Consider the following 26,321-nt stretch of genomic DNA (forward strand, 5'->3'; position numbering starts at 1 on the left):
GCAGACGTAGAGGGAAAGGCCCACACAACGTGACTGAGATCGAGATCGGGCGCGGCAAGCGCGGCCGCAGGGCGTACGCGTTCGACGACATCGCCATCGTCCCGAGCCGGCGCACCCGGGACCCGAAGGAGGTCTCGATCGCCTGGCAGATCGACGCCTACAGGTTCGAGCTGCCCTTCCTGGCCGCCCCCATGGACTCCGTGGTCTCGCCGCGGACGGCGATCCGCATCGGCGAGCTCGGCGGCCTCGGCGTGCTGAACCTCGAGGGTCTGTGGACCCGGTACGAGGACCCGCAGCCGCTGCTCGACGAGATCGCGGGTCTCGACGAGGCGACCGCGAGCCGGCGCCTCCAGGAGATCTACGCGGCGCCCATCAAGGAAGAGCTGATCGGGCAGCGCATCAAGGAGGTGCGCGACTCCGGTGTCGTCACCGCCGCCGCGCTCTCCCCGCAGCGCACCGCGCAGTTCTCCAAGGCGGTCGTGGACGCGGGGGTGGACATCTTCGTCATCCGCGGCACCACCGTCTCGGCCGAGCACGTCTCGGGCGCCGCCGAGCCGCTGAACCTGAAGCAGTTCATCTACGAGCTGGACGTGCCGGTCATCGTCGGCGGCTGCGCCACGTACACGGCGGCGCTGCACCTGATGCGCACCGGCGCGGCCGGTGTCCTGGTGGGCTTCGGCGGCGGCGCCGCGCACACCACGCGCAACGTCCTGGGCATCCAGGTCCCGATGGCCACCGCCGTCGCCGATGTCGCCGCGGCCCGCCGCGACTACATGGACGAGTCCGGCGGCCGCTACGTCCACGTCATCGCGGACGGCGGCGTGGGCTGGTCGGGCGACATCCCCAAGGCAGTCGCCTGCGGCGCCGACGCCGTGATGATGGGCTCCCCGCTGGCCCGCGCCACTGACGCGCCGGGCCATGGCCACCACTGGGGCATGGAGGCCGTCCATGAGGACGTGCCGCGCGGCAAGCTCGTGGACCTGGGCATCGTGGGCACCACCGAGGAGATCCTGACCGGTCCCTCGCACACCCCGGACGGTTCGATGAACCTGTTCGGCGCCCTGCGCCGCTCGATGGCGACCACCGGCTACAGCGAGCTCAAGGAGTTCCAGCGGGTCGAGGTCACGGTGGCGGACGCGCAGCACAAGCGCTGACACCGGACACCGGCGCGTCGGCCGCCCGCGACGCATACGAAAGGACCCGGATCGATCAATCGATCCGGGTCCTTTCGTATGCCGTGCGTCTGATCAGGTGGACGCCTTCTTGGCACCCGAGAAGGAGGCCACGGCGGCGAGCGCGAAGAACAGGAAGGTGATCGCGTCGGCGTCGGTCTTCCAGGCCTCGTTCAGGAGGCTGAAGTGGTCGAAGAACATCTCGGAGACCGTCACTGGGAGCTGCTTGCTGGCGATGATCGCCTCGCCGAGCAGCTGGCCGGCGTAGACGGCGACCAGCGACAGTACGGCGCCGAGGACGGGCAGCGCGGGGTTGCGGCCGCCCACCTTGCCGGCGGCGAAGCCGACGATGAAGCCGACCGCCACGGCCGCGTAACCGATCTCGTGCTTGGTGGCACCGATGATCGCGCCGTAGACGCCGGCTGTCACGACGGCCGCGACGATCGCAGTGATCAGGCCGAGCGCGAAGTTGTCCCGCACCGGAGCGGCCGGCGGCGCCGTCGGGTAGCCGAAGCCGCCCTGCGGCGCCTGGGCCTGGTCGAACGGGCCCGGCTGGGGCTGCTGCTGCGGTGGCGGAAAGGACTGACTCATCTTCGCGTTCCCCCTGGAAAACACACATGGACAAGCGCACGGTTGTGCGATTGAGCGGCCCCGAAGGGTAGCAGTCCGTAGCCGGTTGGTCATAAGGAATTGGTAAGGGCGGCCTCACAGCCGGTGTGCGGCGCCCGCCGGGGTGGCCCCGCGCGTGTCCAGGAGAAGCTGCGCCTTGACCGCCAGGCCCTGGAGGTCGTACGTGCGGTGGTGCTGGAGCAGGACGGTCAGATCGGCGTGGGCGGCGGCCTCGTACAGCGAGTCCGCGCGCGGCACCGGCTGGTCACGGACGCGCCAGGCGGGCACATGGGGGTCGTGGTACGTGATCTGCGCGCCCAGGTCCATCAGGCGCCCCGCGATCTCCTGGGCCGGGGAGCCCTCCTGGTCGGCGAAGTCCGGCTTGTAGGTCACGCCCAGGAGCAGGACGCGGGCGCCGCGCGCCGACTTGCCGTGCTCGTTGAGGAGCGTGGTGGAGCGCTGGATGACGTATCCGGGCATGTGCGCGTTGATCTCGCGGGCCAGACCGACCATGCGCAGGCCCGCGTAGGGCAGCGGGGCCGGGTCGAGCGGGATGCCGTGGCCGCCTACGCCGGGGCCGGGGCGGAACGCCTGGAAGCCGAACGGTTTGGTCTCCGAGCAGCGGATGACGTCCCAGAGGTCGACACCCATGTCGTGGCAGAGCACGGCCATTTCGTTGACCAGGGCGATGTTCACGTGGCGGAAGTTGGTTTCGAGCACTTTGGACATCTCCGCCTCGCGCAGGCCCCGGGCGCGGACCACCTTGTCGGTCAGGCGGCCGTAGAAGGCGGCCGCCGATTCCGTGCACGCGGGGGTGAGGCCGCCGATGACCTTGGGCGTGGTGGCGTAGCCGTGGGTGCGGTTGCCGGGGTCGACGCGGCTCGGCGAGCAGGCGAGGTGGAAGTCGCGCCCGGCGCGAAGGCCCGAGCCCTCTTCGAGGAGCGGGCGCAGAAACTCCCCGGTGGTGCCCGGGTGTCCGGCCGACTCCAGGATGACGGTGGTGTGCGGGCGCAGCCGCCCGGCCAGCGCCCGGGCCGCGTCGGCGACCGCGCCGAGGTCGAGGGTGCGGTCGGCGGCCAGGGTGGTGGGAGCGCAGATGACGGCGGTGCGGACCCGGCCGAGTTCGGCGGGATCGCTCGTGGTGTGGAAGCCGCCCGCGACCATGCGGCGCAGATCGGCCGGGGTGAGCGAGCCGTCGAGCGGGGTGCGGCCCGCGTTGAGTTCCGCGACGGCACGTGGATCGGTGTCGTGTCCGACGGTCTGGATGCCGGCGGCGACGGCGGCTTGGGCGAGGGGCAGGCCCAAGTGGCCGAGTCCGATGACGGCGAGGTCTGCGGGCATGGGACCGTCCTTTCCCTTAACCGGAGGGGACATGGGGCGCAAGCCCTGTGGACAGAATGGGCGCCCGGAATGTCAGACTAAGAGGAAATATGACTGATATGCCGCATTGCGGGGGCGAGTGGGCCCGAGTGTTGTCCACAGGCGGTGGCCGATGTCGGTGGTCCCGTCCAGAATCGAGGATGTGAGCCAGACCACCCGGTCTGCGGAACCACCCCGATCAACGGGAGGCAACGCCGTGAGGACAGCGACACTGGGACCCGAGCAGCGCGCACAGGCGCTCGCCGCCATGGCCGAAGGTGAGCTCGACGTGCTGGTCGTGGGCGCGGGGGTGGTCGGAGCCGGCACGGCGCTCGACGCGGCGACCCGGGGCCTCTCCACCGGCCTCGTCGAGGCGCGCGACTGGGCATCGGGCACATCGAGCCGGTCGAGCAAGCTCATCCACGGCGGCCTGCGCTATCTGGAAATGCTCGACTTCGCCCTGGTGCGCGAAGCGCTCAAGGAGCGGGGCCTGCTGCTCGAACGGCTCGCCCCGCACCTGGTGAAACCCGTCCCGTTCCTCTATCCGTTGCAGCACAAGGGCTGGGAGCGGTTGTACGCGGGATCGGGTGTCGCGCTGTACGACGCGATGTCCGTGTCGTCGGGACACGGCAGGGGACTGCCGACGCACCGTCACCTGAGCCGCCGCCACGCGCTGCGCGTCGCGCCCGCGTTGAAGAAGGACGCGCTGGTCGGAGCGTTGCAGTACTACGACGCGCAGATGGACGACGCCCGCTTTGTGACCACCCTGGTGCGCACCGCCTCCTCCTACGGGGCGCAGGTCGCCAACCGGGCCCGGGTGGTGGGCTTCCTGCGCGAGGGCGAACGGGTGGTCGGCGCCCGGGTGCAGGACGGAGAGGCGGGCGGGGAGTACGAGATCCGCGCCAAGCAGGTCGTGAACGCGACGGGGGTGTGGACGGACGACACCCAGGCGCTGATCGGGGAGAGGGGGCAGTTCCATGTACGGGCCTCGAAGGGCATCCACCTGGTGGTGCCCAAGGACCGGATCCACTCGAATACGGGCCTGATCCTGCGGACCGAGAAGTCCGTGCTCTTCGTCATCCCCTGGGGCCGGCACTGGATCGTCGGGACCACCGACACCGACTGGGATCTCGACAAGGCGCATCCCGCCGCGTCCAGCGCCGACATCGACTACCTGCTCGAACACGTCAACGCGGTGCTCGCGGTCCCGCTGACCCGGGACGACGTCCAGGGTGTGTACGCCGGCCTGCGGCCGCTGCTGGCGGGGGAGTCGGACGCGACGAGCAAGCTCTCGCGCGAACACACCGTGGCGCATCCGGTGCCCGGGCTCGTGGTGGTGGCGGGCGGCAAGTACACGACGTACCGGGTGATGGCGAAGGACGCCGTCGACGAGGCGGTGCACGCGCTGGACCAGCGGGTGGCGGCCTGCGTCACCGAGGACGTCCCGCTGCTGGGGGCCGAGGGGTACAAGGCCCTGTGGAACGCCCGGGCCAGGATCGCGGCCAGGACCGGGCTGCATGTGGTGCGCGTGGAGCACCTGTTGAACCGGTACGGCTCGATGGCCGAGGATCTGCTGGAACTGGTCCTCGCCGACCCCTCGCTCGGCGAACCGCTCGCCGCGGCCGACGACTATCTGCGGGCCGAGATCGTCTACGCCGCGTCGCACGAGGGCGCGCGCCACCTCGACGACGTACTGACCCGGCGCACCCGGATCTCGATCGAGACCTTCGACCGGGGCACGCGGTCGGCGCGGGAGTGCGCGGAGCTGATGGCGCCGGTCCTCGGCTGGGACACCAAGCAGATCGAGAAGGAGGTGGAGCACTACGAGAAGCGGGTGGAGGCCGAGCGGGAGTCGCAGCGTCAGCCCGACGACCTGACGGCGGACGCGGCCCGGCTCGGAGCACCGGACATCGCGCCGGTCTAGGGGAGGGACGGCGAGGCGGATGGTGACGCGGACGGTCAGGCGGCCGGGGACCCGGGCCCGGGCCCGGTCGCGGGGGCGGGGGCGGGGGCGGGCGCGGGTCTCCGACCCGGGGCTGGGGCGGCCGGCGGTGCGCCGGACGGTTGCGGACAGAACACGGCGTTCAGGACAGCGAGTTCGAGGGAGGGATCGCTGAGGGCACCGGCATTGGCACGGAGCACGGCGGTGCGGGGGCCGTCGGAGGTGGTGGCGGCGGGCACATGGCTGCCGGCGGTGTGGCCGCCGTGGCCCCCACACCGTCAGGCCGCAGGCCAGGCGCCGGGGATGGATGCCGAGGGCGTACGCGCCCCGGGTGGCGGCGGTGCCAAGCAGTTCGTGGCGCTGGGCCGCTTGGTAGCAGGGCTCCGCCGCGCAGGGCCGCGTAGAAGCGGCTCAGGTCGGCGAGGGTGGAGATGAGTTCGCCGGATGCGCCCGCTTCGCGGGAGTCGAGTTCGGTGATGTCGCGGCCGTTCGAGGTGCAGGCGCGACTGTGGGGTTCGGGCAGGGTGGTACGGGCGCCGGGCAGCGAGGTGCCGGTGAATGGAGGGGGTTGATGAGGCGACGGGTGGTCTCGACCGCATAGGCGCGTCAACCGCATAGGCGCGTCAACCGCACAGGCGCGTCCGGTGACGGCCTGGATGATCTGGCCGAGGAGTACGTAGTTGGTGTTGGAGTAGGCGTACGTGCCGAGGCGTCCGAGGGAGTGGGCGAGCGCGGTACGGATGGCTTCGCCGGGACCGAGCGCGACCGGAACCGTGGTGTCGGCCGTGTAGTTGAAGAGACCGCTGGTGTGGGAGGGCAGGGAGCGGAGGGTGCGGCGGCGGCCGTCGTTGCCGTGCCCGCGGACGAGTCCGGGCAGATACCGGTCCACGAGGTCACCGAGGCGGAGCCTGTCCTCGGCGGCCAGTCGCAGGACTACGGTGGTCACGAACGTCTTGGTGACGCTGCCCGCGCGGAAATGGTCCGCGCGGCGAAGAGGGGCGCCAACGGCCAGGTACCGGGTGCCGGAGGGGTCTTCGGTGAGCAGGGAGGCTGCCGGGGCGCCGCCCTCGGTGACCAGTCGGGCCGGCGCGGCGCGTGGGACGCGAGGGCCTGCCCGGCCGGGCGACGACGCCGTGACGATGACGCACAGTGTTGTGGTCATCGCTGCGACGGACAGGGCCCGGAGCCTTGGCATGATGGGCTTCCCTTCGTTCGCGGCCATCTTGGCGGACGGCGGACCCGGGACCATCATCGGTCCTGGCGTGAGGGACAATGGGGGCTCTGCCAGGGCGGGTTACGGGCTCGCGCGGACGCGGGCCGGACAACGGCTCCGGACGGCCGGGCACCCGGCAGGACAAACAGGTCGGAGCGGTGTGCCGGGCCGCCTCCACGAGGGCAGGTAGCGGCGGGCCGTTGGCCGAAGCCGGCGCGGGCGAAGATCAGAAATCGCAGAGGGGACGCATGTCGGAGGCGGAGCAGTCGCGGGAACCCCAACGGGACGAGCGACAGGAACCGGGGGCGTCGTCGGCGCCCGCAGAATCCGCCTCGGGCGAGGCGGGCACGAAGTCCGGGCGGCGCCCGGCCGGTGCGGGGGACGCGGTGGCGAAGCCGGATACGACGGACGCCGTGGCGAACTCCGGTGCGGGTGAGGCGTCCAATGCCGGGCGGGACGCGGCGGACCCGAAGGGCCGCGCTTCGGCCACGCCGTCCGGCGGCGACGCGGCGGGCGCCGTGCGGGGTGCCGGCGGCGCGAAGGCCAAGTCGGCCTCCGCTTCCGGAGACACCGAGCGCGCCGGTGTGTCCGGCCCGGCGGAAACCGAGCCGGGCGGGAAGCCGGCCAAGGGCGTGGCGTCCCCGGCCACGGCCGCCGAGCCGGGCACGCGGGGGGCCGGGGCCGGCTCCCAACTGCCCACCGACAACCGGGACGCCGTGCCGAACGCCGCCGTATCCGACGCGGGGCCGCGTTCCGCCGGCGCCAAGTCGGCGGGCACGCCGGGTTCCGCGGTCGCGGATGCCAACCGCGCCGCCGAGCCGGCCGATGCCACGTCGCGTTCCGCCGGCGCCAAGTCCGTGGCCGGGTCGGGCTCCGCCGACGCGGAGGCCAACCGTGACTCCCGGTCCGCCGACGCCGAGCCCGGGCCGGCCGCTGCCAAGGCGGCGGCCAAGTCCGGCCCCGACGCAGACGGCGTCGACCGTGGCGCCGAGCCGGGTGCCGCCAGGACGAGCGCTGCCGCCTCCGGCGCCACGCCGAGTGCTGCCGACTCCGCTGCCAAGCACAACCCTGTCGCTTCCGGCGCGAAGCCCAACCCTGTCGCCTCTGGCGCGAAGCCCAACCCGGTCGGCTCCGGCGCGAAGCCGGGTTCCGCCGGCGCCAAGCCGGGCTCCGCTGACGGTAAGTCCGGTGTCGCCGGTGCCGGTGCCGGTGCCGCTGGTTCCGGCGTTACCTCCCGGGCGGGCGCCGGTAAGGGTGGGGCAGCCGGTGCCGGGGAGGACGCGGTCGGTGGGGAAGGGCGGCTGCTCGCCGGGCGGTACCGGCTCGGCGGTGTGCTCGGACGCGGCGGGATGGGTACCGTCTGGCGGGCGGTGGACGAGACGCTGGGGCGGACCGTCGCCGTCAAGGAACTGCGCTTCCCCTCCAGCATCGACGAGGACGAGAAGCGCCGGCTCATCACGCGTACGCTGCGCGAGGCCAAGGCGATCGCCCGGATCCGCAACACCGCCGCCGTGACGGTCTACGACGTGGTGGACGAGGACGACCGCCCCTGGATCGTCATGGAGCTCGTCGAGGGCAAGTCGCTCGCCGAAGCGGTCCGCGAGGACGGCACGCTGACGCCCCGCCGGGCCGCCGAGGTGGGGCTCGCGATCCTCGACGTCCTGCGCTCGGCCCACCGCGAAGGCATCCTGCACCGCGACGTGAAGCCCTCCAACGTGCTGATCGCCGAGGACGGCCGGGTCGTCCTGACCGACTTCGGCATCGCCCAGGTGGAGGGCGACCCCTCCATCACCTCCACCGGCATGCTGGTCGGCGCCCCCTCGTACATCTCGCCCGAGCGGGCCCGTGGCCACAAGCCCGGCCCGGCCGCCGACCTCTGGTCGCTCGGCGGGCTGCTGTACGCGAGCGTCGAAGGCGTACCCCCGTACGACAAGGGCTCGGCGATCGCGACCCTGACGGCGGTCATGACCGAGCCGGTCGATCCGCCCAAGAACGCGGGGCCGCTCCTGGAGCAGGTCATCTACGGTCTGCTCGCCAAGGACCCGGCCCAGCGCCTCGACAACGCGGCCGCGCGCAAGCTGCTCACCGCGGTGCTCAACGCGCCGGACGGCCCCGAGCCCGGGCCCGAGCCGGTGTCGCCGGAAGCGACCCGGGTGGTCCCGTTGCCGCCGCTGCCGTCCGCGCCCAAGAGTGACGTGGCCGCCGAGCGGGTGCGCGGCGCGCTCAAGTCCGTACGGAACGCGGCCGCCGAGGCCAAGACGTCGGCCAAGGAGAAGGCGCAGGGCGCCCGGGCGCGTGACGTCCGGTCCAAGGCGGTGCCCGCCGGGCGGCCGAGGTCCGGGTCGCCTTCGGGTCCGGTCCCGCCGCCCCGTGCCTCGCTCACCGACGTCGTGCCGCGCCGCACCCTGGTGATCATCGCGGTGGTCGCGGCCCTGGCCGTGCTCGGCACGGTGCTGGCCATATCCCTCAGCGGGGGAGACGACACCTCCGGCAAGCCCAAGGGCGACAAGGCGTCCTCCAGCGGACCGGTGGCCGGCGCGTCACCGGCAAGCAGCAACAAGGGCTCGGGCGGCCAGAAGTCGTCGGGCGGGAGCACCCCGTCGGCCAAGGGTTCCACGAACGGCCAGGTCGCATCGGGCGGCCAGGGCGACGGCAAGGGCGACGACAGCACCGGTGACGGCACGGGCACCGGAACCAACGCCAGTGCCGGCACGGGTGACGACAGCAAAGGGAGCGGCGCGGGCGGCGCGGGCGGCGTGGCCACCACGCCGTACAAGTCGGACCAGGGCTTCTCCATAGGGCTGCCCGCGGGGTGGGCGTACAAGTCGACCGACGACGCGGGCGCCCGGTTCACCGGGCCCGACGGGCAGCGCCTGCTGATCGGCTGGACCGACACCCCCAAGTCCAACCCGGTGGCGGACTGGATGAACCAGGAGTCGTCCATGACGAGGCCGGGCTACAAGCGGGTGAAGATAGCCGCGGTGGACTACCGGGGCTGGCCCGCCGCCGACTGGGAGTTCACCTATGACGACAGCGGCACCAAGTACCACTCGGTGGACCGCGGCTTCGTCGTGAGCGCGAAGCAGGGCTACGGCATCATGTTCTCGGCCAAGGACGACGCCTGGTCGAAGCCGGAGACCCAGCAGACCCTGGCCGCGCTCTTCGCCACGTTCCAGCCCGCCTGACCCCGGCGATCCCCGGGTACCAGTGGCTCCCGGGGAAACGGGTATCCCCCGGACGTGACGCGGCGGGGCCACGTATCGTGAGAGCTCGCGGACGGTACGCAGCCGCAACAGGCCGGTAATCGACCGTAATTGACGGTTGCGGCGCGATTGAGAGCCGTGGCCCGGGGGAACAGCGCGCTGTGGGGAGGCGTCGTGGACGAGTACGCGGGCCGGGTACTGGCCGACCGCTACCGCCTGCCCTCGCCCGCCGACGACGGCTTCGATCTGGTCGAGACACGCGCCTTTGACACCTACAGCGGCCAGCAGGTCCTGGTCCGGCAGATCCCCCTGCCCGAGGTCGTCGACGCGGAAGTGCTGGACGGCGACGACGAGTACGGGTACGGATACGGATACGGGAATGCGTACGGCGCCGACGGACACGGACACGGACACGGCACCGCACACAGCGGCGGTTACGGCGGCGGTTACGGCGAGGCACCCGGCTATGGGCGCACCACCCGGCGGCCGCCCGAGCCCGCCGTGCGCCGGGCCATCGAAGCGGCGCAGGCGGCCGCGCAGATCCCTGACCACCCGCGCCTCGACCAGGTCTTCGACGTGTTCGCGCAGGACGGTTCGCTGTGGATCGTCAGTGAACTGATCGCCGCCCGCCCCCTGTCCGCGCTGCTCGCCGACCGCCCGCTGAACCCCTTTCGCGCGGCCGAGGTCGCCTCGGACGTGCTGACCGCGCTGCGGGTGCTGCACGCGCACGGCTGGACGCATCGCAACATCACGGCGCGTACGGTCCTGATATGCGACGACGGCCGGGTCGTGCTGACCGGGCTCGCGGTGGGCGCCGCGCAGGAGGCGCTGTGCGGATACGCCCCCGTGCCGCTGCCGCCGGACGGCGACGGGTTCGGCGGCACACCGCCGCCCCCCGCCCCGGACGGGCCCAACGAGCGCTCCCAGCAAGCCACTTCGGCCCCCGAGCTCGGCCCCGCCCCCACTCCTGGCTCCGTCCCGCCGGGCTCCGTCCCGCCGGGCCCTGTCCCGCCCGGCGCCACCCCGCGCCCCGGGGCGATCGCGGCGTACCGCGCGGGCGCGGGCGCCACCGCGCACACCGGCGCGGACCCCGCCCTCCCGGCCCCGCGCCAGAACCCGGGGCCCGAGCGGCCCCCGTCCCCGCCCCAGAACCCCGGGCCGCACCCGGCCCCCGACCAGGCCACCCAAGGTCAGGATGCCCAGGGCGGGTCCGAAGGCAGCGGGGCCGGGGCCGGGCCGAGCATGTACGACCCCGTGCGGGGGGTGCGGGTGTCCGGCGGCGGCGCGAGTCCGTACGCCGATGACCAGGGCCCGGACTCCGGCCGTACCCGGCGCCAGTACGACCCCGTGACGGGCCGCTGGGTGGCGCGCCCCGCCGGGCGCCAGGCCGAGGGCCCCCGGCCGTCGCACCCCGGAGGTGCCGCGGGACCGGACGCCCCCCGCCGCCACACCGGTTCCGACGGACCCGAGACGTCGCGGGCCGCCGTCGCGCCCGCGCCCAGGACGCCCGCGCTGCCCCCGGGGTTCCGGGCCGACGCCTTCCGCGCCGACTCCCAGCGCACGCCGCACCCCGGTGCCCCGGCCCCCGCCCAGGAGCGCGCCTCCGCGACGCGCCGCCGCGCCTCCGCCGATGACCCCGGGCGCCCCCCGGCGGCCCGCCCCGAGGACGCCGAGCGCCGCCCGGACGCGGCGCGCACCGCCCCTTCCGCGCCCCAGGACCCGGCGTCCGGGCCCTACCGTGGCCCCGCCAACCGGCTCGACGCCGAGCGGGCCCGGGGGACCCGGATGGCCGTCGTGGGGGCCGTCACCGAGCGGTGGGCGCCCGAGCAGGCCGGACCCATACACGAGAACTGGCGGCTCGCACCGCCGATCGGCCCCGCCACCGACCTCTGGGCCCTGGGCGCCCTGCTGTTCCGCGCGGTGCAGGGCCACGCCCCCTACCCGGAGGACAGCGCGGCCGAACTCGTCCAGATGGTGTGCGGGGAGCCGCCCGCGTTCGCGGAGGAGTGCGGTCCGCTGCGTCCGGTCGTGGAGTCGCTGCTGCGTCAGGACCCCACCGAGCGGCCCGAGTTCGAGGAGCTGCGCGGCTGGCTGCGTTCGCTCGTGCGGTCCGCGCCCGAGCCGGACGCGGGCGCCCGCATCCCCCCGCTGATCGTCCCGGACGCCAAGAAGCTCCCCGTGCTGCGTCGCCGGGGCGAACTGGTGCGCCGCAGAGGGAAACGCGCCGCGCCGGTGGTCGAACACGGCCGGCACCGGCACCGCCAGGCCGCGCCGCCCACCAGGAAACCGCGCTCGCTCGGCCGGCTGCTCCTGGTGCTCGTGCTGCTGCTGTTGGCCGCCGCGATCGCGTACGCGATGCTCTTCATGCCCCGGTCGGACTCCACGCGGGACACCGCGGGCACCAACCCGCCGCGCACCAGCGGGCAGCGGAGTCCCGATCCGGCGACGGACGGGCCCCGGACGCCGTCCGCCGGGAGCACGCCGCCGTCCCAGCAGACGCAGACCACGGGATCCGGCGGGCCGACGCCCTCCCCGGCCGCCGGTTACGTGGTGCGCGACGACCCCGAGGGCTTTCGGATCGGCGTCGACGCGAGCTGGCAGCGGCAGCCGATGAACGACGCGGGTCAAGTCCGTTATGTCGGGGGTGACTTCACCCTTGTCGTCGTTCCCGGCCGGGACTCCGTGCGGGACGGCGGTGCGGATCCGCTGGCCTACCAGGCGGACAAGGAGCGCGAACTCCAGCCCTTCAGGGACTCCAGCTGGTCCACCTCCACCGGACTGCGGCGCATCGACGTGGGGCAGCAGTCCATGGCGGAGGGGCAGTTCACCTGGCAGGACAGCACCGGCCGGCAGGTGTACGTGCGCAACCTCGCGATGATCATCAATGGCCGGTATCACGTGGTCCAGGTCATCGGTCCCGAGTCGCAGCGCGACAAGGTGACCGAGATCTACGGACAGGCCACCCGCGCCTACCGGGCCACCCGCTGAGGCCCGCTGACGCCCGGTCACGCTCCGCGCTCCCCGAAATCGCCCCGTCGGTACGGGATTCCCGCTGTGCGCGTTATGGGGTGAACCGGTGAAAGCCCTGGTCACCGTGGTGTGGCCGGTCCCGGGACGTACGGTTGGGTGCCCCGAGGTTCCCTGGCCGGATTCCGCTCCGTAACCTGGCTCCGTAGGAAAGGTCTGGGCGGGCGGGGGACGTGGAAAACACTCACAGCACGAGCGGCTCGGGGGCGGGGCTGTTGCTGGCCGGGCGCTATCGGCTCGGGGACGCGATAGGCCGCGGCGGCATGGGCAAGGTCTGGCGCGCCCACGACGAGGTCCTGAACCGCACCGTGGCCGTCAAGGAACTGACCGCCGCCCTGTACGTCGCCGAGGCGGACCGCGCGGTCCTGCACGCCCGCACGCAGAAGGAGGCGCGCGCCGCCGCCCGCATCACGCACCCCGGCGTGGTCACCGTCCACGACGTGCTCGACCACGACAACCGGCCCTGGATCGTCATGCAGTACGTCGACGGGCCCTCGCTAGCCGACGCGGTCAAGGCCGCCGACGGCAGCCGCATCGAGGCACGCGAAGCCGCCCGCATCGGACTGCACGTGCTGGGCGCCCTGCGCGCCGCGCACTCGGCGGGCGTCCTGCACCGGGACGTGAAGCCGGGCAACGTCCTGCTCGCCAGGGACGGCCGGGTGCTGCTCACCGACTTCGGGATCGCCGCCATCGAAGGCGACGTCACCATCACCAAGACCGGTGAACTCGTCGGCTCCATCGACTATCTGGCGCCCGAGCGGGTCCAGGGCGCGCACCCGGGTCCCGCCTCCGACCTGTGGTCGCTGGGCGCCACCCTGTACGCGGCGGTGCAGGGCGCCTCGCCGTTCCGCCGGGACTCGCCGATCTCCACCATGCAGGCCGTGGTGGAGGAGGAGCCCCCGGCGCCGGACCGCGCGGGGGCGCTGGGTCCCGTCATCGTCGCGCTGCTGCGCAAGGCGCCGGAGGAACGGCCCTCGGTCGAGGAGGCCGAGCGGATGTTCCTCGACGCGATGGAGGGACGCGCCTCCCTTGCCGCCCAGGCCCATGTGCCCACCGACCGGTTCTCGGCGGCCGAACTGCGCTCGGCCGCGAGCGTGGGGACCGGGTCCACCGTGGCGAACCCGGTCTTGAGGCCCGCCCCCAGCCGGCCGGCCCCCGAACCACCGGCCCCCGAGCGCCCGGTGGCGGAGCGTCCCGCGCCCGCTCCATGGCCCGCAGCCGCGCCCGCTCCGCGGCCCGCGCCGCGACGGCAGCGCTGGCGCACCGTCGCTCTCGTGGTCGCGCTGGCCGCGGTGGTCGGCGTGGGCACCGGGTTCGGGTATCTGAAGTACCAGGAGCACCAGGGCGGTTCGGGCGCCGGGACCGGCACGGGCGCCTCCGGTTCCCCCGCGCCGTCCGCCTCCCCCGACGCGGGGCAGCCCTCCGGCGGCTCCGGCGACGGGTCGGTCCCGGTGGGCTGGCAGCGCGTCCAGGACAAGGCCGGCTTCAGCCTGCTCGTGCCCAAGGGCTGGAAGCGCCAGATGGACGGCGCCGAGATCGACTACACCCCGGACAACGGCAAGCACCGCATCCGGATCAGCGTCGACAAGGTGCCGGACTTCGAGAACCCGTACATGCACATGCTCAACATGGAGAAGTCGCTCAAGGACCGGCTGCCCCAGTACAAGCGGGTCACGCTGCACAGCAACAACTACCGCGACCAGGTGAAGTCGTCCCTGTGGGAGTTCACCTACACCGAGAAGCAGGACTTCCCCGGCAAGCGGCACGCCATCGACCAGATGTATTACGGGGACGGCGGCAAGCCCGAGTACGCCCTCTACATGTCGGGCCCCGACGAGGACTGGGCGACCACGCGCCAGCAGTTCGACACGGTGCTCCAGGGCTGGCAGCCCGGCTCGGCCACGGGCGGCTGACCGGGCCCGCCGTCACTCGTGGCGAACGCCGTCGCCGTCCGGCGGGGTGCGGCATGATGGGCTCTGCACGCGTGCGGGGAGATCGAGGGGGAACCCGGTGCCCACAGCAGAGCAGGATCCGCAGCAGCCCCTACACCGCCTGGACTCCCGCCTGATCGCGGGCCGTTACCGTCTGGGCGGTCGGCTCGGCCGGGGCGGGATGGGCACGGTCTGGCAGGCCCACGACGAACTGCTCGGCCGTCAGGTCGCCGTCAAGGAACTGCACCCCGAGGGCGGCGCCCCGGCCAGGGCCGCGCTGCGCGAGGCCCGCGCGGTCGCCCAGATCAAGCACCCCCACGTGATCGTCGTGCACGACGTGGTCGAGGACGGCGGCGCGGACGATCGCGGGTTCGGGGGCGTGAGCGATGGTGTGGGCGGTCGCGGGGCCGGGGGCTGGGACGACCGGTGGCGCGGCCGGGGCGAGGAGCCCCGTTCGTACATCGTGATGGAGCTCGTCGAGGGCGGCTCGCTCGCCGACCGGCTCGCCGCCAAGGGGCCCGTGGACGTGGACGAGGCCGCCCGCATCGGGATCGCGCTCATGGGCGCGCTGGCCACGGCGCACGCCCGGGGTGTGCTCCATCGCGACCTCAAGCCCGCCAACGTCCTCATCGAGCAGGACAGCGGTCGTGTCGTGCTCACCGACTTCGGCATCGCGCAGGTGCCGGGCGCCTCCACGATCAGCGAGGAGGGCGCGTTCGTCGGCTCGCCCGAATACACCGCGCCGGAGCGGATGCAGGGCGCGGGCGCGGGGCCCGAGTCGGACCTGTGGTCGCTCGGCGCGCTGCTGTGCGCGGCTCTGTCCGGCGAGTCCCCCTTCCACCGCGACTCCCTGGGCGGGGTCCTGCATGCCGTCGTCCTGGACGAGATCAAGCCGCCCGAGGCCGCGGGGCCGCTGCTTCCCGTCGTGCGCGGCCTCCTGGAGCGGGACCCGGGGCACCGTCTGGGCGCGGCCGAGGCGGAGTCGCTGCTGCGCGCCTTCACCGCGACGGGCATGATGCCCCGGCCCCGCCCGACACCGGCGGACCGTGTCCCGCCGCCCCAGGGCGAGCGCGGGCCAGGGGCCGATGGCGCCCCTGCCGACGTCCCGGACCGAGCCCACCCCGCGCCCGAGGACGAGCGACCTCCCAGCGCGCCCGGGGTCCCGGGCGGAGCCCCGGACGCGCCCGCGACCCTGGCGGCCTCCGATACCCCCGTGACCTCCGTCGCGCGGACGGCCAGCGCCGCCCGGCCGTGGCGGACGCGAAGCCTGCTCGCGGCCGGCGCGGTCGTGGTCGTGCTGGCCGGAGCGGGCGCGGCCGTCGCGGTGTTCGCGCTCGACGGCCTCGGCCCCGGCCGCGTCGGCGCGCGGTCCGCATCGAGTGCCGACGCCGAAGTCGGCTTCCCCGAGCCCGGCGCGGCCGCGCCCCGCCGGCCGCCCCCACCGCTCCCGCGCATCGCCGCGCTGCCCCCGGTGCCCGACGGTTTCCAGTTCGTACGCGACCCCAACGGCTTCGGCATCGCCGTGCCCGACGGCTACGTACGCACCACCGACGCGCAGCGCGTCTTCTACAGCTCGCCGGACGGCGCCGTCCGCGTCGGCATCAGGACGCAGAACGCGGTGGCCGGCGGCCCGCTCGGGGTGATGCGGCAGGAAGCCGCCAACGGGTCGGCCAGCAACCCCGGTTACCGCGACGGCAAGGTCACCGCGACCACGCACCGGGGTCATGACGCGGCGCTGTGGGAGTTCACCTGGAACGGCTTCACCAAGGCCGAGGGCGCCCGGCACACCTACGACCTGTGCTGGGAAGCGCAGGGGCAGTTGCGCGACGTGTGGGTCTCGGCGCCCGTGGGCCGGCTCGACGAGGCCAAGCGGGACTTCGACACCGCGCTCGACTCCTTCGTGCCGCGCCTCTGAGTCCGCGCCCCGCCGCTTGTGTCACGGGTGTGCATCCGCACACGGCCCGGCGTGGCACCGGGTTCCGGCGTTCGTCAGGATGTGCTCATGACGAACGATGGAGGCTGGGCGAACGAGCCCACCAGCTACGGCCTGCGACCCCCGTCGCCCCCCGCGATCCCGCGACAGGAGCCGGCCCCCGCCGCCCCCGCGGCCTACGAGCCGACGCGGCAGCACACGGTGGAGGACGGCGCCGGGCGGCTGCTCGGCGGCCGCTACCGGCTCCTCGGCCGGCTCGGGCACGGTGGCATGGGCACGGTCTGGCGGGCCCGCGACGAAGTCGTGGACCGCGAGGTGGCCGTCAAGGAGCCCCGCGTTCCCGACCACTTGGGGGAGCGCGAGCGCACCACGGTCCATCTGCGCATGCAACGCGAGGCCCGTGCCGCCGCCCGCATCGGCCACCCCTCGGTGGTCACCGTGCACGATGTCGTCCTTGAGGACGGCAGACCCTGGATCGTGATGGAGCTGGTGCACGGCCACTCGCTCGCCGACCGGCTCCAGGAAGGCACCCTCGACGTGCGCGAGGCGGCCAGGATCGGGCTCGCGGTGCTCGACGCGCTCGTGGCGGCGCACGCGGCGGGCGTGCTGCACCGGGACGTCAAGCCGGACAACGTGCTGCTCGGGCGCGGCGACCGTGTCGTGCTCACCGACTTCGGCATCGCCCAAGTGGAGGGCGAGCAGGGTCTGACCGAGACCGGCGGCTTCGTCGGCTCGCCCGAATTCATCGCCCCGGAGCGGGTGTTGGGCCAGCGCCCCGGTCCCGCGTCCGACCTCTGGTCGCTTGGTGTCGTCCTGTACGCGGCGGTCGAGGGCGTGTCGCCCTACCGGCGCAGCAACACCCCGGCCACCCTCCAGGCCGTGCTCTCCGCCGAACCGCCGACGCCCACGCGCGGCTCCGGCGCGTTCGCCGCCCTGGTCATGCGGCTGCTGCGCAAGGACCCGGGCGCGCGGCCGGGAGCCGAGGAGATCCGGGCCGCCCTTGAGGCGGTGTCCGCCCCCGAACCGGCACCGGCCACCCGGGCCCACCCGCAGGCCGACGCGGGCGCGGGCGCGCCGGCGGGTGCGAACCGCTGGGTGCCACCGGTCCTCGTGGGCAACCGCAGGGCCCAGTACGGCCTGGGCGGTGTGCTCGTGGCGCTGGCCGCCGTGCTCGTGCTGCTCGTCAGCGACCCGTTCGGCGGCGGCGGGCTGCCTGCGGGCTGGCAGGTCAGGCCCGAGAACGAGGTGCTGGGGGCGGACCTGACCGTTCCCGACGACTACGCGCGCACCCAGGGCAGCATGAACGACAGCGTCACCTACGACGACCCGAGCGCCGTGTTCAAGATCTCCGCCGACCGGCTCGATCCGGCCAAGGACACCGCAGGTGCCAACCACCCCACGCTGCCCGCCGATCCCGCCGCGTGGAAGGCGTACTACGAGAAGGGCGGCAAGGACGGCACGGAGTTCCGGGACGGCAAGGTGACCACCACGACCGTCACGCACCAGGGCAAGGAGGCGTACGACCTGGTCACCGACTACACCCCGCTCACCGCGTCCTCCTCCCCCCATCCGACCCGCTACCGCTACCACGAACTCCTGGTGCCGGGAAAGGGCACCGCTTACTGGCGGCTGCGGGTCGCGATGCCAGCGGCGGGCAGGGCGGCGGTTGACGGCGAGAAGCTGTTCACCGAGGTCTCGGACGGTTTCAAGATCCACGATCTCTGAGTCAGAGCGGAGTCCGAGCGCCCCCGATCCGGTCGTAACACGCTGATCAGCACTTATGCGGCCAGTGTTCGCTGGCGTGGTTGGCGGGGCCGGAAAAGCCGTTACCGACGGGTACCGAAAGTCCCCGCCCCGGCATACGCTCGGCCCATGACGGACTCGCAGGCTTCGCCCACGACCACCCGCACACGCGTCGGCACCAACCCGGCCGCCCCGGCCCCAGCGGGCGCCCGCACCGCGGCCGACGTGGTCACGAGTAGGCTGGTCGCCCAGCTCACCCGAGGCGTGGTCGGCTCGGGGCGGACCGCCAACCACACCCCGTTCAGCGGCGAGAAGCTGGCCGACCTGCCCGAGTCCACCCCGGACGACGTCGCCGAGGCGTTCGCGCGCGCCCGCGCCGCGCAGCGCGCCTGGGCCGCGGTGCCGGTCCGCGTCCGCGCCGCCGTGCTGCTGCGCTTCCACGATCTGGTCCTGGCCCGCCAGGGCGAAGTGCTCGACCTGATCCAGCTGGAGACGGGCAAGGCGCGCCTGCACGCGCACGAGGAGGTGCAGGCGGTCGCCGTGGCCGCCCGCCACTACGGGCGCAAGGCGCCGGCCTACCTCAAGCCCCGGCGGCACACGGGCGTGGTGCCCACCTTGACCAAGGTGACCGAGTTGCGCCAGCCGCGCGGGGTCATCGGGCAGATAGCCCCCTGGAACTACCCCCTGGAACTCTCGGTGGGCGACGCGCTGCCCGCGTTCGTCTCCGGCAACGCCGTCGTGATGAAGCCCGACACCGAGACGGCGCTGACCGCGCTGTGGGCGCGCGACCTGCTCATCGAGGCGGGACTTCCGCCCGAGGTGTTCCAGGTCGTCATCGGCGACGGCCCGGTCGTCGGACCCGAGGTGGTCAAGCACGCCGACTACGTCTCCTTCACCGGCTCGACCCGCACCGGACGCGAGGTCGCCCAGGGCGCCGCCGCCCGTCTGGTGGGCGTCTCCCTGGAGCTCGGCGGCAAGAACGCGATGCTGGTGCTGCGCGACGCCGACGTGGAGAAGGCGGCCGCGGGCGCGGTCCGGGCCTGCTTCTCCTCCGCGGGCCAGCTCTGCATTTCGATCGAGCGACTGTACGTTCACGAATCGATCGCCGACGCCTTCATCGATCGTTTCGCCGCACGGACGAAGGCGATGCGGCTCGGTCGCTCCCTCGCGTACGGGGCGGACATGGGCTCCCTGGTCGGCGAGCGCCAGCTGGAGACCGTCACCCGGCACGTCGAGGAGGCCGTCGCCAAGGGCGCCAGGCTCATCGCGGGCGGCGTCGCACGGCCCGACATCGGCCCGCTCTTCTACGAACCCACCATCCTGGACGGCGTCGAGGCCCCGATGGCGGTGTGCACCGAGGAGACCTTCGGCCCGGTCGTCTCCGTCTACCGCTTCCAGGACGAGGACGACGTCATCGACCGGGCCAACGGCACACCGTACGGCCTCAACTCCTCGGTGTGGACCAGGGATTCACGCCGTGGCCACGAGATCGCCGCGAAGCTCAGCACCGGCACCGTCAACATCAACGAGGGGTACGCCCCGGCGTACGGCAGCGTGCAGTCCCCGATGGGCGGCATGAAGGACTCCGGTCTCGGCCGCCGCCACGGCTCCGAGGGCATCCTCAAGTACACCGAGGCCCAGACCGTCGCCCAGCAGCGCGTCATCCCGCTCGCCCCCGCCTTCGGCATGGACGACGAGAAGTACGCCGCGTTCATGACCCGCAGCCTCAGGGCGATGAAGGCCCTGCGCCTGCGCTAGCCGGGGCCGCCCGGCGCAACACCCGGGCGAGCCCCCTTGCCGAAGGCGTCCGCCCCTCACCGACCGATCCGCCCGTGTACGAGGAGAGCCATGTCCCAGGTACCCCCAGCGCAGAACCCGGACGAGGCCGGCGAGGACGGCGGGTACGACTACGACGTCCTCGTGGTCGGCTCGGGATTCGGCGGGTCGGTGACGGCGCTGCGGCTCACCGAGAAGGGCTACCGCGTCGGGGTCCTGGAGGCGGGCCGCCGCTTCACCGCGGCGACGCTGCCCAAGAACTCCTGGGACGTCAAGAACTACCTGTGGGCCCCGAGGCTCGGCCTGTACGGCATCCAGCGCATCCACCTGCTGGGCCACGTGATGGTGCTCGGCGGCGCGGGTGTCGGCGGCGGCTCCCTCAACTACGCCAACACCCTCTATGTGCCGCCTCGGCAGTTCTTCGACGATCCCCAGTGGAAGGACATCACCGACTGGCAGGACGAGCTCGCGCCCTTCTACGACCAGGCGCGGCGGATGCTGGGGGTGCGGCTCAACCCGACGATGACCCCCTCCGACGTCCACCTCAAGGCCGCCGCCCAGCGCATGGGGGTCGGCGACACCTTCCACATGGCGCCCGTGGGGGTCTTCTTCGGCGACGGCCAGGACGGTGACGGCACGGCGAAGGCCGCTCCCGGCACGGCGGTCGACGACCCCTACTTCGGCGGCGCCGGTCCGGCGCGCAAGGCGTGCGTCGAGTGCGGCGAGTGCATGACCGGCTGCCGGCACGGCGCGAAGAACACCCTCAACGAGAACTACCTCTACCTCGCCGAGAAGGCCGGCGCGGCCGTCCACCCCATGACGACCGTCGTCTCGGTGACCGGCGACTCGCGCGGCGGCCACGCCGTCGCGACCCTGCCCACCGACCGCAAGGACGCCCCGGGCCGCCTCTTCACCGCCCGCCACGTCGTCATCGCGGCCGGCACCTACGGCACCCAGACCCTGCTGCACCGCATGAAGGCGGGCGGGCAACTCCCGTACATATCCAAGCGGTTGGGCGAGCTGACCCGGACCAACTCCGAGGCGCTTGTCGGCGCGCAGACCACGAGCCGGCGCTACCGCAAACGCCACGGCGTGCCCAGGGTCGACTTCACCCGGGGTGTCGCCATCACCTCCTCGATCCACCCGGACGAGAACACCCACATCGAGCCCGTGCGCTACGGCAAGGGCTCGAACGCGATGGGCAGCATGTCGATCCTCCAGGTGCCCTACGGCGTCAACCGGGTACGCAACTGGCTGGGCAACGCGGCCAAACACCCCCTGCTTCTCGCTCGTTCGCTCAGCAACCACCACTGGTCCGAGCGAACGATCATCGGCCTGGTCATGCAGTCACTCGACAATTCGCTCACCACCCACCTCAAGCGGGACGGCGTCGGCAAGGGCCTGCTGACCGCGGAGCAGGGCCACGGCGCGCCCAACCCCCAGCAGATCAGGGCGGCCGCGCAGGGAGCCGCGGCGATCGCCGCCGAAATCAACGGTTTCGCCGGGTCGAACATCGGTGAGCTCATGGGCACCCCGCTCACCGCGCACTTCCTGGGCGGCTGCCCGATCGGCGACTCGGCCGAGACCGGCGTGATCGATCCCTACCACCGGCTGTACGGGCACCCCGGCATCTCGGTCGTCGACGGCGCGGCCGTCTCGGCCAACCTCGGTGTGAATCCGTCCCTGACGATCACGGCGCAGGCCGAGCGCGCCATGTCGCTGTGGCCCAACAAGGGCGACGCGGACCCCCGCCCCGCCCAGGGCGCCGCCTACGTCCGCCTCGCCCCCGTGGAGCCGAGGTCCCCGGCGGTCCCGAAGGAGGCGTTCGGCGCGTTGAAGCTGCCGTTCCTCGGGATGCCCGCCGTCCCGCCGAAGAACGCGGGGCGTACGCAGGAGCCGACGCCGTAGCGGGACCGGACACGACAAGAGGCGCTGCACCCCCCTCCGAGTGCAGCGCCTCTCGCGTACGCGGAGACCTGGTGGAGCCCCGCAGACGTGAACAGAACACGGGCGAGGCTGTTGGTTCCGACTGCATGACCCGTGACAGACGTGAATGGTTGTCCACTCTTCACGGAATCCTTATGTGATCCACGCCACTTCGCCCCGGGGGCAACCATCGCCCTGCTCCGCCCGTCGAACGGCTGCCGCGGCCGTTCGCGCCGCCCAGGACATGCCGAAGAGGGACACAGTGAGCGAGAAGCAGCCGCCGTCGCGAGGGGCCTCGGGGGACGAGGTGCCGGATGAGGTGTGGGAGCGGTTCCTTCGCGACAGCGAGCTGGACATCAAGGCGTCCGCCGCGCCCCAGGAGCCCTCGGCGCGCGCCCGCATGGTGGCCGGCCGGCAGCGTGAGGAGCGGGCGGCGGCCAAGGCCCGGGGCGGCGGCCGCCGGAACAAGCGGCGCCCGGCCGAGCCGGCGGGCTGGCGCACCGGTCCTGCCTGGCACGAGACGAACGGGCGGGCGGCGCGCAGACGCCGCGTCCGGGGTCTGGTCGGCGTCCTTTTGGCCCTGGGCCTCCTGCTGGTGGCGCTCAACCCCGGCCGGGCCCTGTCCCTGCTGACCGGGAAGGACAGCGCCGGCGGCACGGCCGCGACCCCGCTCGCGGCAGAGACCGGGGCCCCCACCGGCGCCCCACCCTCCTTCGACCCGGACCGGCCGACCCTGAAGGAGCCGTTCCGCGGCTCCCCGGCGGCCCAGTACGCGGACGGCGCCGCCGGGATCGAGCCGCCCGAGGCCACCGCTGTCGGCGGTCTGTCCAAGGAGCGGATCTCGGCGGCACTCGCCGACACCCGCGCCCTGCTCATCGACGCCAACCTGAATCCGGCGACGCTGCGCGGCGAGCGCCCCGTGGCCGCGCTCGGCCGCATCGACCCGCTGGAGAAGGAGACGATCGACGACCTGAGCGCCGGTCTGGACCGGCCGGACAAGGACCACGATCCGCTCACCTTCGTCACGCGGTTCGATCCGAAGGAGGTCGCGCTCGTGGGGAACGTGGTGAAGACGCGCGGCCGGATGTCGCTCGACGCGCGGCCCGGCGGCGGCGCCGTCGTGCACACCGACTACACCTTCGTCTACCCGCTGGTGAAGGCGGCGCCGGGCTCGACGGAGGTGGCCCGCACGATCGTGCGCCGCACTCTCGACGTCGAGGTCCTGGACCCGGCCGTGACGGAGTCCACCGAGGGCAGGCTCTGGCTCGGCACCCGCCGGGTGGACATCGCCAACACCGCCTGCGGGGTGCGCGACGGCTACGCGCACCCGCACTTCGACGGCACGCCCAGGGAGGGCGCCGAACCGAGTGGGGCCACCGTCGACCCGTACGACCTCAACCGGCCGCTCCCCGAGGGGACGGGGGCGTGCCGCGTCCTCAGCCGTCTCTGAGGCGGGCCGCACCCGAAGGGCGCGGCCCGGTTGCCGTGCTCACACAGTGAGGGGAGGGGGAGGGGCCGCGTCCGGCGCCCGCTTCGACCGGATGCGGCCGGCCCCGGGCGTCCCCGGGAACCGACCGCTGTTGGGTGTGACCGGGCTGCTGTCCCCTGCCGTCCGGTCACGCACACTGGGGCGAGGTCCCACGACGTACTTGCAGATACGTCACACGCCCCAGCGGAGCCACGCGTGGATTTCTTCGGGCCCGCCCCTGGCTGGCACGGACACCCCACCAACGAAGCCGGGCGGCGGACGGTCACGGCGCCGTACGGGTGAGGAGTGCCCGAACTCAGATACGGCCCCGGCACAGTTCCAGCATCGTCATCGCGAGCGCGGTGCCGGGCCGGCCCAGGGCGTCGCGGAAGTGGGCCAGGACCTCCATCTCGCGGTTGAGGCTGACCCGGCGCCCGCCGGAGGCGATACGGGACTCCTGGATGACGGCCGAGACCGCCATGCGTTCCTGGATGAGACCGATGATGCGGTCGTCGAGGGCGTCGATGCGCTCGCGCGCGCCGGTGATCAGCGCGGCGGCCTCGTCGGTGCGGGCGCCGGTCTTCTCCGTGGCGGTGGCGGGGACTGCCGCAGGGGCGGTGGTCGTGGTCATGGGGGCTCCTCGAAGGGTGCGGGGCCCCGGGACCGGCAAGGACCGGACACCGCAGAGCGCCCCGGGCCTTGTCGGCCCGGGGCGCTCTGGGAAGTGTGTGTCAGTCGCTCATGCGGCGAGACCGACGAACCCATGGCGCCCGGCGGGCCGGGTGCCATAGGTAAAGACGAAGGTCTGGTGCTCGCGCATGGGGCCCAGTATGGACCGACGCCACGAGCGCGGGCCAACCAGGGTTCGGATGGTGAGACGAACCGGCCGTCGCCGGCCCCGGTAGAATTGACAAATACCGACCCCCTCCCCATTGCCGGAAGGCCGCCACCCGTGCCAGCAGCACCCTCCGCAGCCGCGCCCGACAGCAACCCGGACGTCGTCCTGGTTGTCGACTTCGGCGCGCAGTACGCCCAGCTCATCGCCCGCCGCGTCCGCGAGGCCCGGGTCTACAGCGAGATCGTCCCGAGCTCCATGCCCGTGGCCGAGATGCTGGCCAAGAACCCGAAGGCGATCATCCTCTCCGGCGGTCCGTCCTCCGTGTACGCCGAGGGCGCCCCGCGTCTGGACCGCTCGCTCTTCGAGGCCGGGGTGCCGGTGTTCGGCATGTGCTACGGCTTCCAGCTGATGGCGACGACGCTCGGCGGCACGGTCGACGACAACGGCGCCCGCGAGTACGGCCGCACCGCGCTGACCGTCACCAAGCCCTCCTCCACCCTCTTCGAGGGCACCCCGGACCAGCAGTCGGTGTGGATGTCGCACGGCGACGCCTGCTCGGCGGCGCCCGAGGGCTTCACCGTGACGGCCTCCACCGACGTCGTGCCGGTCGCGGCCTTCGAGAACGACGAGAAGAAGCTGTACGCGGTCCAGTACCACCCCGAGGTGCTGCACTCCACGCACGGCCAGCAGATCCTGGAGCACTTCCTCTACCGCGGCGCGGGCATCGAGCCGACCTGGACGACGCACAACGTCGTCGAGGAGCAGGTCGCCCTTATCCGCGAGCAGGTCGGCGACAAGCGCGCGATCTGCGGCCTGTCCGGCGGCGTGGACTCCGCGGTCGCCGCGGCCCTCGTGCAGAAGGCCATCGGCTCGCAGCTGACCTGTGTGTACGTGGACCACGGTCTGATGCGCAAGGGCGAGACCGAGCAGGTCGAGAAGGACTTCGTGGCCGCCACCGGCGCCAACCTCAAGGTCGTCGACGCGCAGGAGCGGTTCTTGAACGCGCTCGCCGGAGTCTCCGACCCCGAGGAGAAGCGCAAGATCATCGGCCGCGAGTTCATCCGCGTCTTCGAGCAGGCGCAGCTCGAAATCCTCCAGGAGGACGGCCCCGAGGTCGCCTTCCTGGTGCAGGGCACGCTCTACCCGGACGTCGTGGAGTCCGGCGGCGGCACCGGCACCGCGAACATCAAGTCGCACCACAACGTGGGCGGCCTGCCCGACGACATCGAGTTCGAGCTCGTCGAGCCGCTGCGCAAGCTCTTCAAGGACGAGGTCCGCATGGTGGGCCAGGAGCTCGGCCTGCCGGACGAGATCGTCCAGCGCCAGCCGTTCCCGGGCCCCGGCCTGGGTATCCGCATCGTCGGCGAGGTCACCAAGGACCGCCTGGACCTGCTGCGCGAGGCCGACGCGATCGCCCGCGAGGAGCTGTCGGCGGCCGGCCTCGACCGCGAGATCTGGCAGTGCCCGGTCGTGCTGCTCGCCGATGTGCGCTCGGTCGGCGTCCAGGGCGACGGCCGCACCTACGGCCACCCCATCGTGCTGCGCCCGGTCTCCTCCGAGGACGCGATGACGGCGGACTGGACGCGGATGCCGTACGACGTCCTGGCGAAGATCTCCACCCGCATCACCAACGAGGTGGCCGAGGTCAACCGGGTGGTCCTGGACGTGACCAGCAAGCCCCCGGGCACCATCGAGTGGGAGTGACCCCACCCCGCACAGCCGACGGCGCCGCCCCCTTCCGGGCCGGCGCCGTCGCCATATGCGCACACCTCACCGCAGTGCGCCTTCAAAACCTCAGTGCGCCTTCAAATGCTCCCGCGCCGCCGCGACGAACTCCCCGCGGAGGCGGGTGAACTCCTCCCACACCCCCGCCGGCTCCGCCTCCGCCTCATGCATCGCCCGGATCGCCGCGACCAGCGCCGACGCCTCCGGCGCCGCGCCGACCGCCTCCAGGTCGATCATGTTGAAGGCGGACTGCGTCGTGGAGAAAGCCGCGTCCGTCGCGGCCAGCGCCTGCTGGCGGTCCTCGTACTCCCCGCGCCAGCGCCGCCACGACACGCGGGCCTCCATGTCCGTCGCGGTCAAGAACGCGGCGTACGTCTCCCGGTGCGCCAGATAGACCGCCGTCCAGTCCTGCGCCACGTAGGTGCCCTCCCACTCGCCCGGTCCGTCACCTGACTG

16 protein-coding genes are annotated in these 26,321 nt (G+C 73.0%); 11 read left to right on the forward strand and 5 right to left on the reverse strand.

Annotation, left to right across the window (positions count from 1 at the left end; all coding sequences use genetic code 11):
- Positions 1 to 29 precede the first annotated feature (29 nt).
- Positions 30 to 1,154: a GuaB3 family IMP dehydrogenase-related protein gene (locus tag ACFYM2_RS27405; protein ID WP_359002321.1), complete on the forward strand. Its 1,125-nt coding sequence runs from the start codon at positions 30 to 32 to the stop codon at positions 1,152 to 1,154.
- A gap of 93 nt (positions 1,155 to 1,247) precedes the next feature.
- Here ACFYM2_RS27405 and ACFYM2_RS27410 read toward each other — a convergent pair whose 3' ends face one another.
- Together ACFYM2_RS27410 and ACFYM2_RS27415 are read right to left on the reverse strand one after the other, a co-directional pair.
- Entirely contained in the window at positions 1,248 to 1,763 is a 516-nt protein-coding gene (locus ACFYM2_RS27410) for a hypothetical protein (protein ID WP_388460032.1), read from the reverse strand.
- A gap of 114 nt (positions 1,764 to 1,877) precedes the next feature.
- On the reverse strand, positions 1,878 to 3,122 hold the full coding sequence (locus ACFYM2_RS27415) for a nucleotide sugar dehydrogenase (protein ID WP_359002317.1): 1,245 nt from the start codon (positions 3,120 to 3,122) through the stop codon (positions 1,878 to 1,880).
- A gap of 235 nt (positions 3,123 to 3,357) precedes the next feature.
- Between ACFYM2_RS27415 and ACFYM2_RS27420 the strand changes: the two genes are divergently transcribed.
- Positions 3,358 to 5,064: a glycerol-3-phosphate dehydrogenase/oxidase gene (locus ACFYM2_RS27420; RefSeq protein WP_359002315.1), complete on the forward strand. Its 1,707-nt coding sequence runs from the start codon at positions 3,358 to 3,360 to the stop codon at positions 5,062 to 5,064.
- A 160-nt stretch (positions 5,065 to 5,224) separates the two neighbouring features.
- Here ACFYM2_RS27420 and ACFYM2_RS27425 read toward each other — a convergent pair whose 3' ends face one another.
- On the reverse strand, positions 5,225 to 6,277 hold the full coding sequence (locus tag ACFYM2_RS27425; RefSeq protein WP_388839894.1) for a serine hydrolase domain-containing protein: 1,053 nt from the start codon (positions 6,275 to 6,277) through the stop codon (positions 5,225 to 5,227).
- 266 nt (positions 6,278 to 6,543) lie between these two features.
- Between ACFYM2_RS27425 and ACFYM2_RS27430 the strand changes: the two genes are divergently transcribed.
- The 8 genes from ACFYM2_RS27430 (at position 6,544) to ACFYM2_RS27465 (ending at position 23,284) form a co-directional block, all read left to right on the forward strand.
- Positions 6,544 to 9,480: a protein kinase gene (locus ACFYM2_RS27430; protein WP_388839897.1), complete on the forward strand. Its 2,937-nt coding sequence runs from the start codon at positions 6,544 to 6,546 to the stop codon at positions 9,478 to 9,480.
- Between the two features lie 192 nt (positions 9,481 to 9,672).
- Entirely contained in the window at positions 9,673 to 12,486 is a 2,814-nt protein-coding gene (locus tag ACFYM2_RS27435) for a protein kinase (protein WP_388839901.1), read from the forward strand.
- A gap of 254 nt (positions 12,487 to 12,740) precedes the next feature.
- A complete protein-coding gene (locus tag ACFYM2_RS27440) occupies positions 12,741 to 14,438 on the forward strand; it encodes a serine/threonine-protein kinase (protein WP_388840069.1) in 1,698 nt (565 codons plus the stop codon).
- Positions 14,439 to 14,535: 97 nt separating this feature from the next.
- Positions 14,536 to 16,371 carry a protein kinase gene (locus ACFYM2_RS27445; protein ID WP_388839904.1) on the forward strand — a complete coding sequence of 612 codons (1,836 nt, stop codon included), beginning with the start codon at positions 14,536 to 14,538 and terminating at the stop codon, positions 16,369 to 16,371.
- Positions 16,372 to 16,458: 87 nt separating this feature from the next.
- Positions 16,459 to 18,114, forward strand: a complete 1,656-nt coding sequence (locus ACFYM2_RS27450; protein ID WP_388839907.1) for a serine/threonine-protein kinase — start codon at positions 16,459 to 16,461, stop codon at positions 18,112 to 18,114.
- A gap of 147 nt (positions 18,115 to 18,261) precedes the next feature.
- Positions 18,262 to 19,890 (forward strand): succinic semialdehyde dehydrogenase, encoded by a 1,629-nt coding sequence (locus ACFYM2_RS27455; protein WP_359002305.1) that lies wholly within the window; start codon positions 18,262 to 18,264, stop codon positions 19,888 to 19,890.
- Between the two features lie 90 nt (positions 19,891 to 19,980).
- Positions 19,981 to 21,816 (forward strand): GMC oxidoreductase, encoded by a 1,836-nt coding sequence (locus ACFYM2_RS27460; RefSeq protein WP_388839910.1) that lies wholly within the window; start codon positions 19,981 to 19,983, stop codon positions 21,814 to 21,816.
- Positions 21,817 to 22,096: 280 nt separating this feature from the next.
- On the forward strand, positions 22,097 to 23,284 hold the full coding sequence (locus ACFYM2_RS27465) for a hypothetical protein (RefSeq protein WP_388839913.1): 1,188 nt from the start codon (positions 22,097 to 22,099) through the stop codon (positions 23,282 to 23,284).
- A gap of 334 nt (positions 23,285 to 23,618) precedes the next feature.
- Here the strand turns inward: ACFYM2_RS27465 and ACFYM2_RS27470 are convergent, their stop codons facing one another.
- Complete coding sequence (locus tag ACFYM2_RS27470; RefSeq protein WP_359002299.1) at positions 23,619 to 23,933, reverse strand: chorismate mutase; 315 nt, start codon at positions 23,931 to 23,933, stop codon at positions 23,619 to 23,621.
- A 321-nt stretch (positions 23,934 to 24,254) separates the two neighbouring features.
- Between ACFYM2_RS27470 and guaA the strand changes: the two genes are divergently transcribed.
- Positions 24,255 to 25,844, forward strand: coding sequence for a glutamine-hydrolyzing GMP synthase (gene guaA / locus ACFYM2_RS27475; protein ID WP_359002297.1), 1,590 nt, complete (start codon positions 24,255 to 24,257; stop codon positions 25,842 to 25,844).
- A 90-nt stretch (positions 25,845 to 25,934) separates the two neighbouring features.
- Here guaA and ACFYM2_RS27480 read toward each other — a convergent pair whose 3' ends face one another.
- Positions 25,935 to 26,282 carry a hypothetical protein gene (locus tag ACFYM2_RS27480; protein WP_388839916.1) on the reverse strand — a complete coding sequence of 116 codons (348 nt, stop codon included), beginning with the start codon at positions 26,280 to 26,282 and terminating at the stop codon, positions 25,935 to 25,937.
- Between the last annotated feature and the right edge of the window lie 39 nt (positions 26,283 to 26,321).

It is taken from the genome of Streptomyces sp. NPDC006711, from assembly GCF_042869775.1.
Taxonomy (GTDB): Bacteria; Actinomycetota; Actinomycetes; order Streptomycetales; family Streptomycetaceae; genus Streptomyces.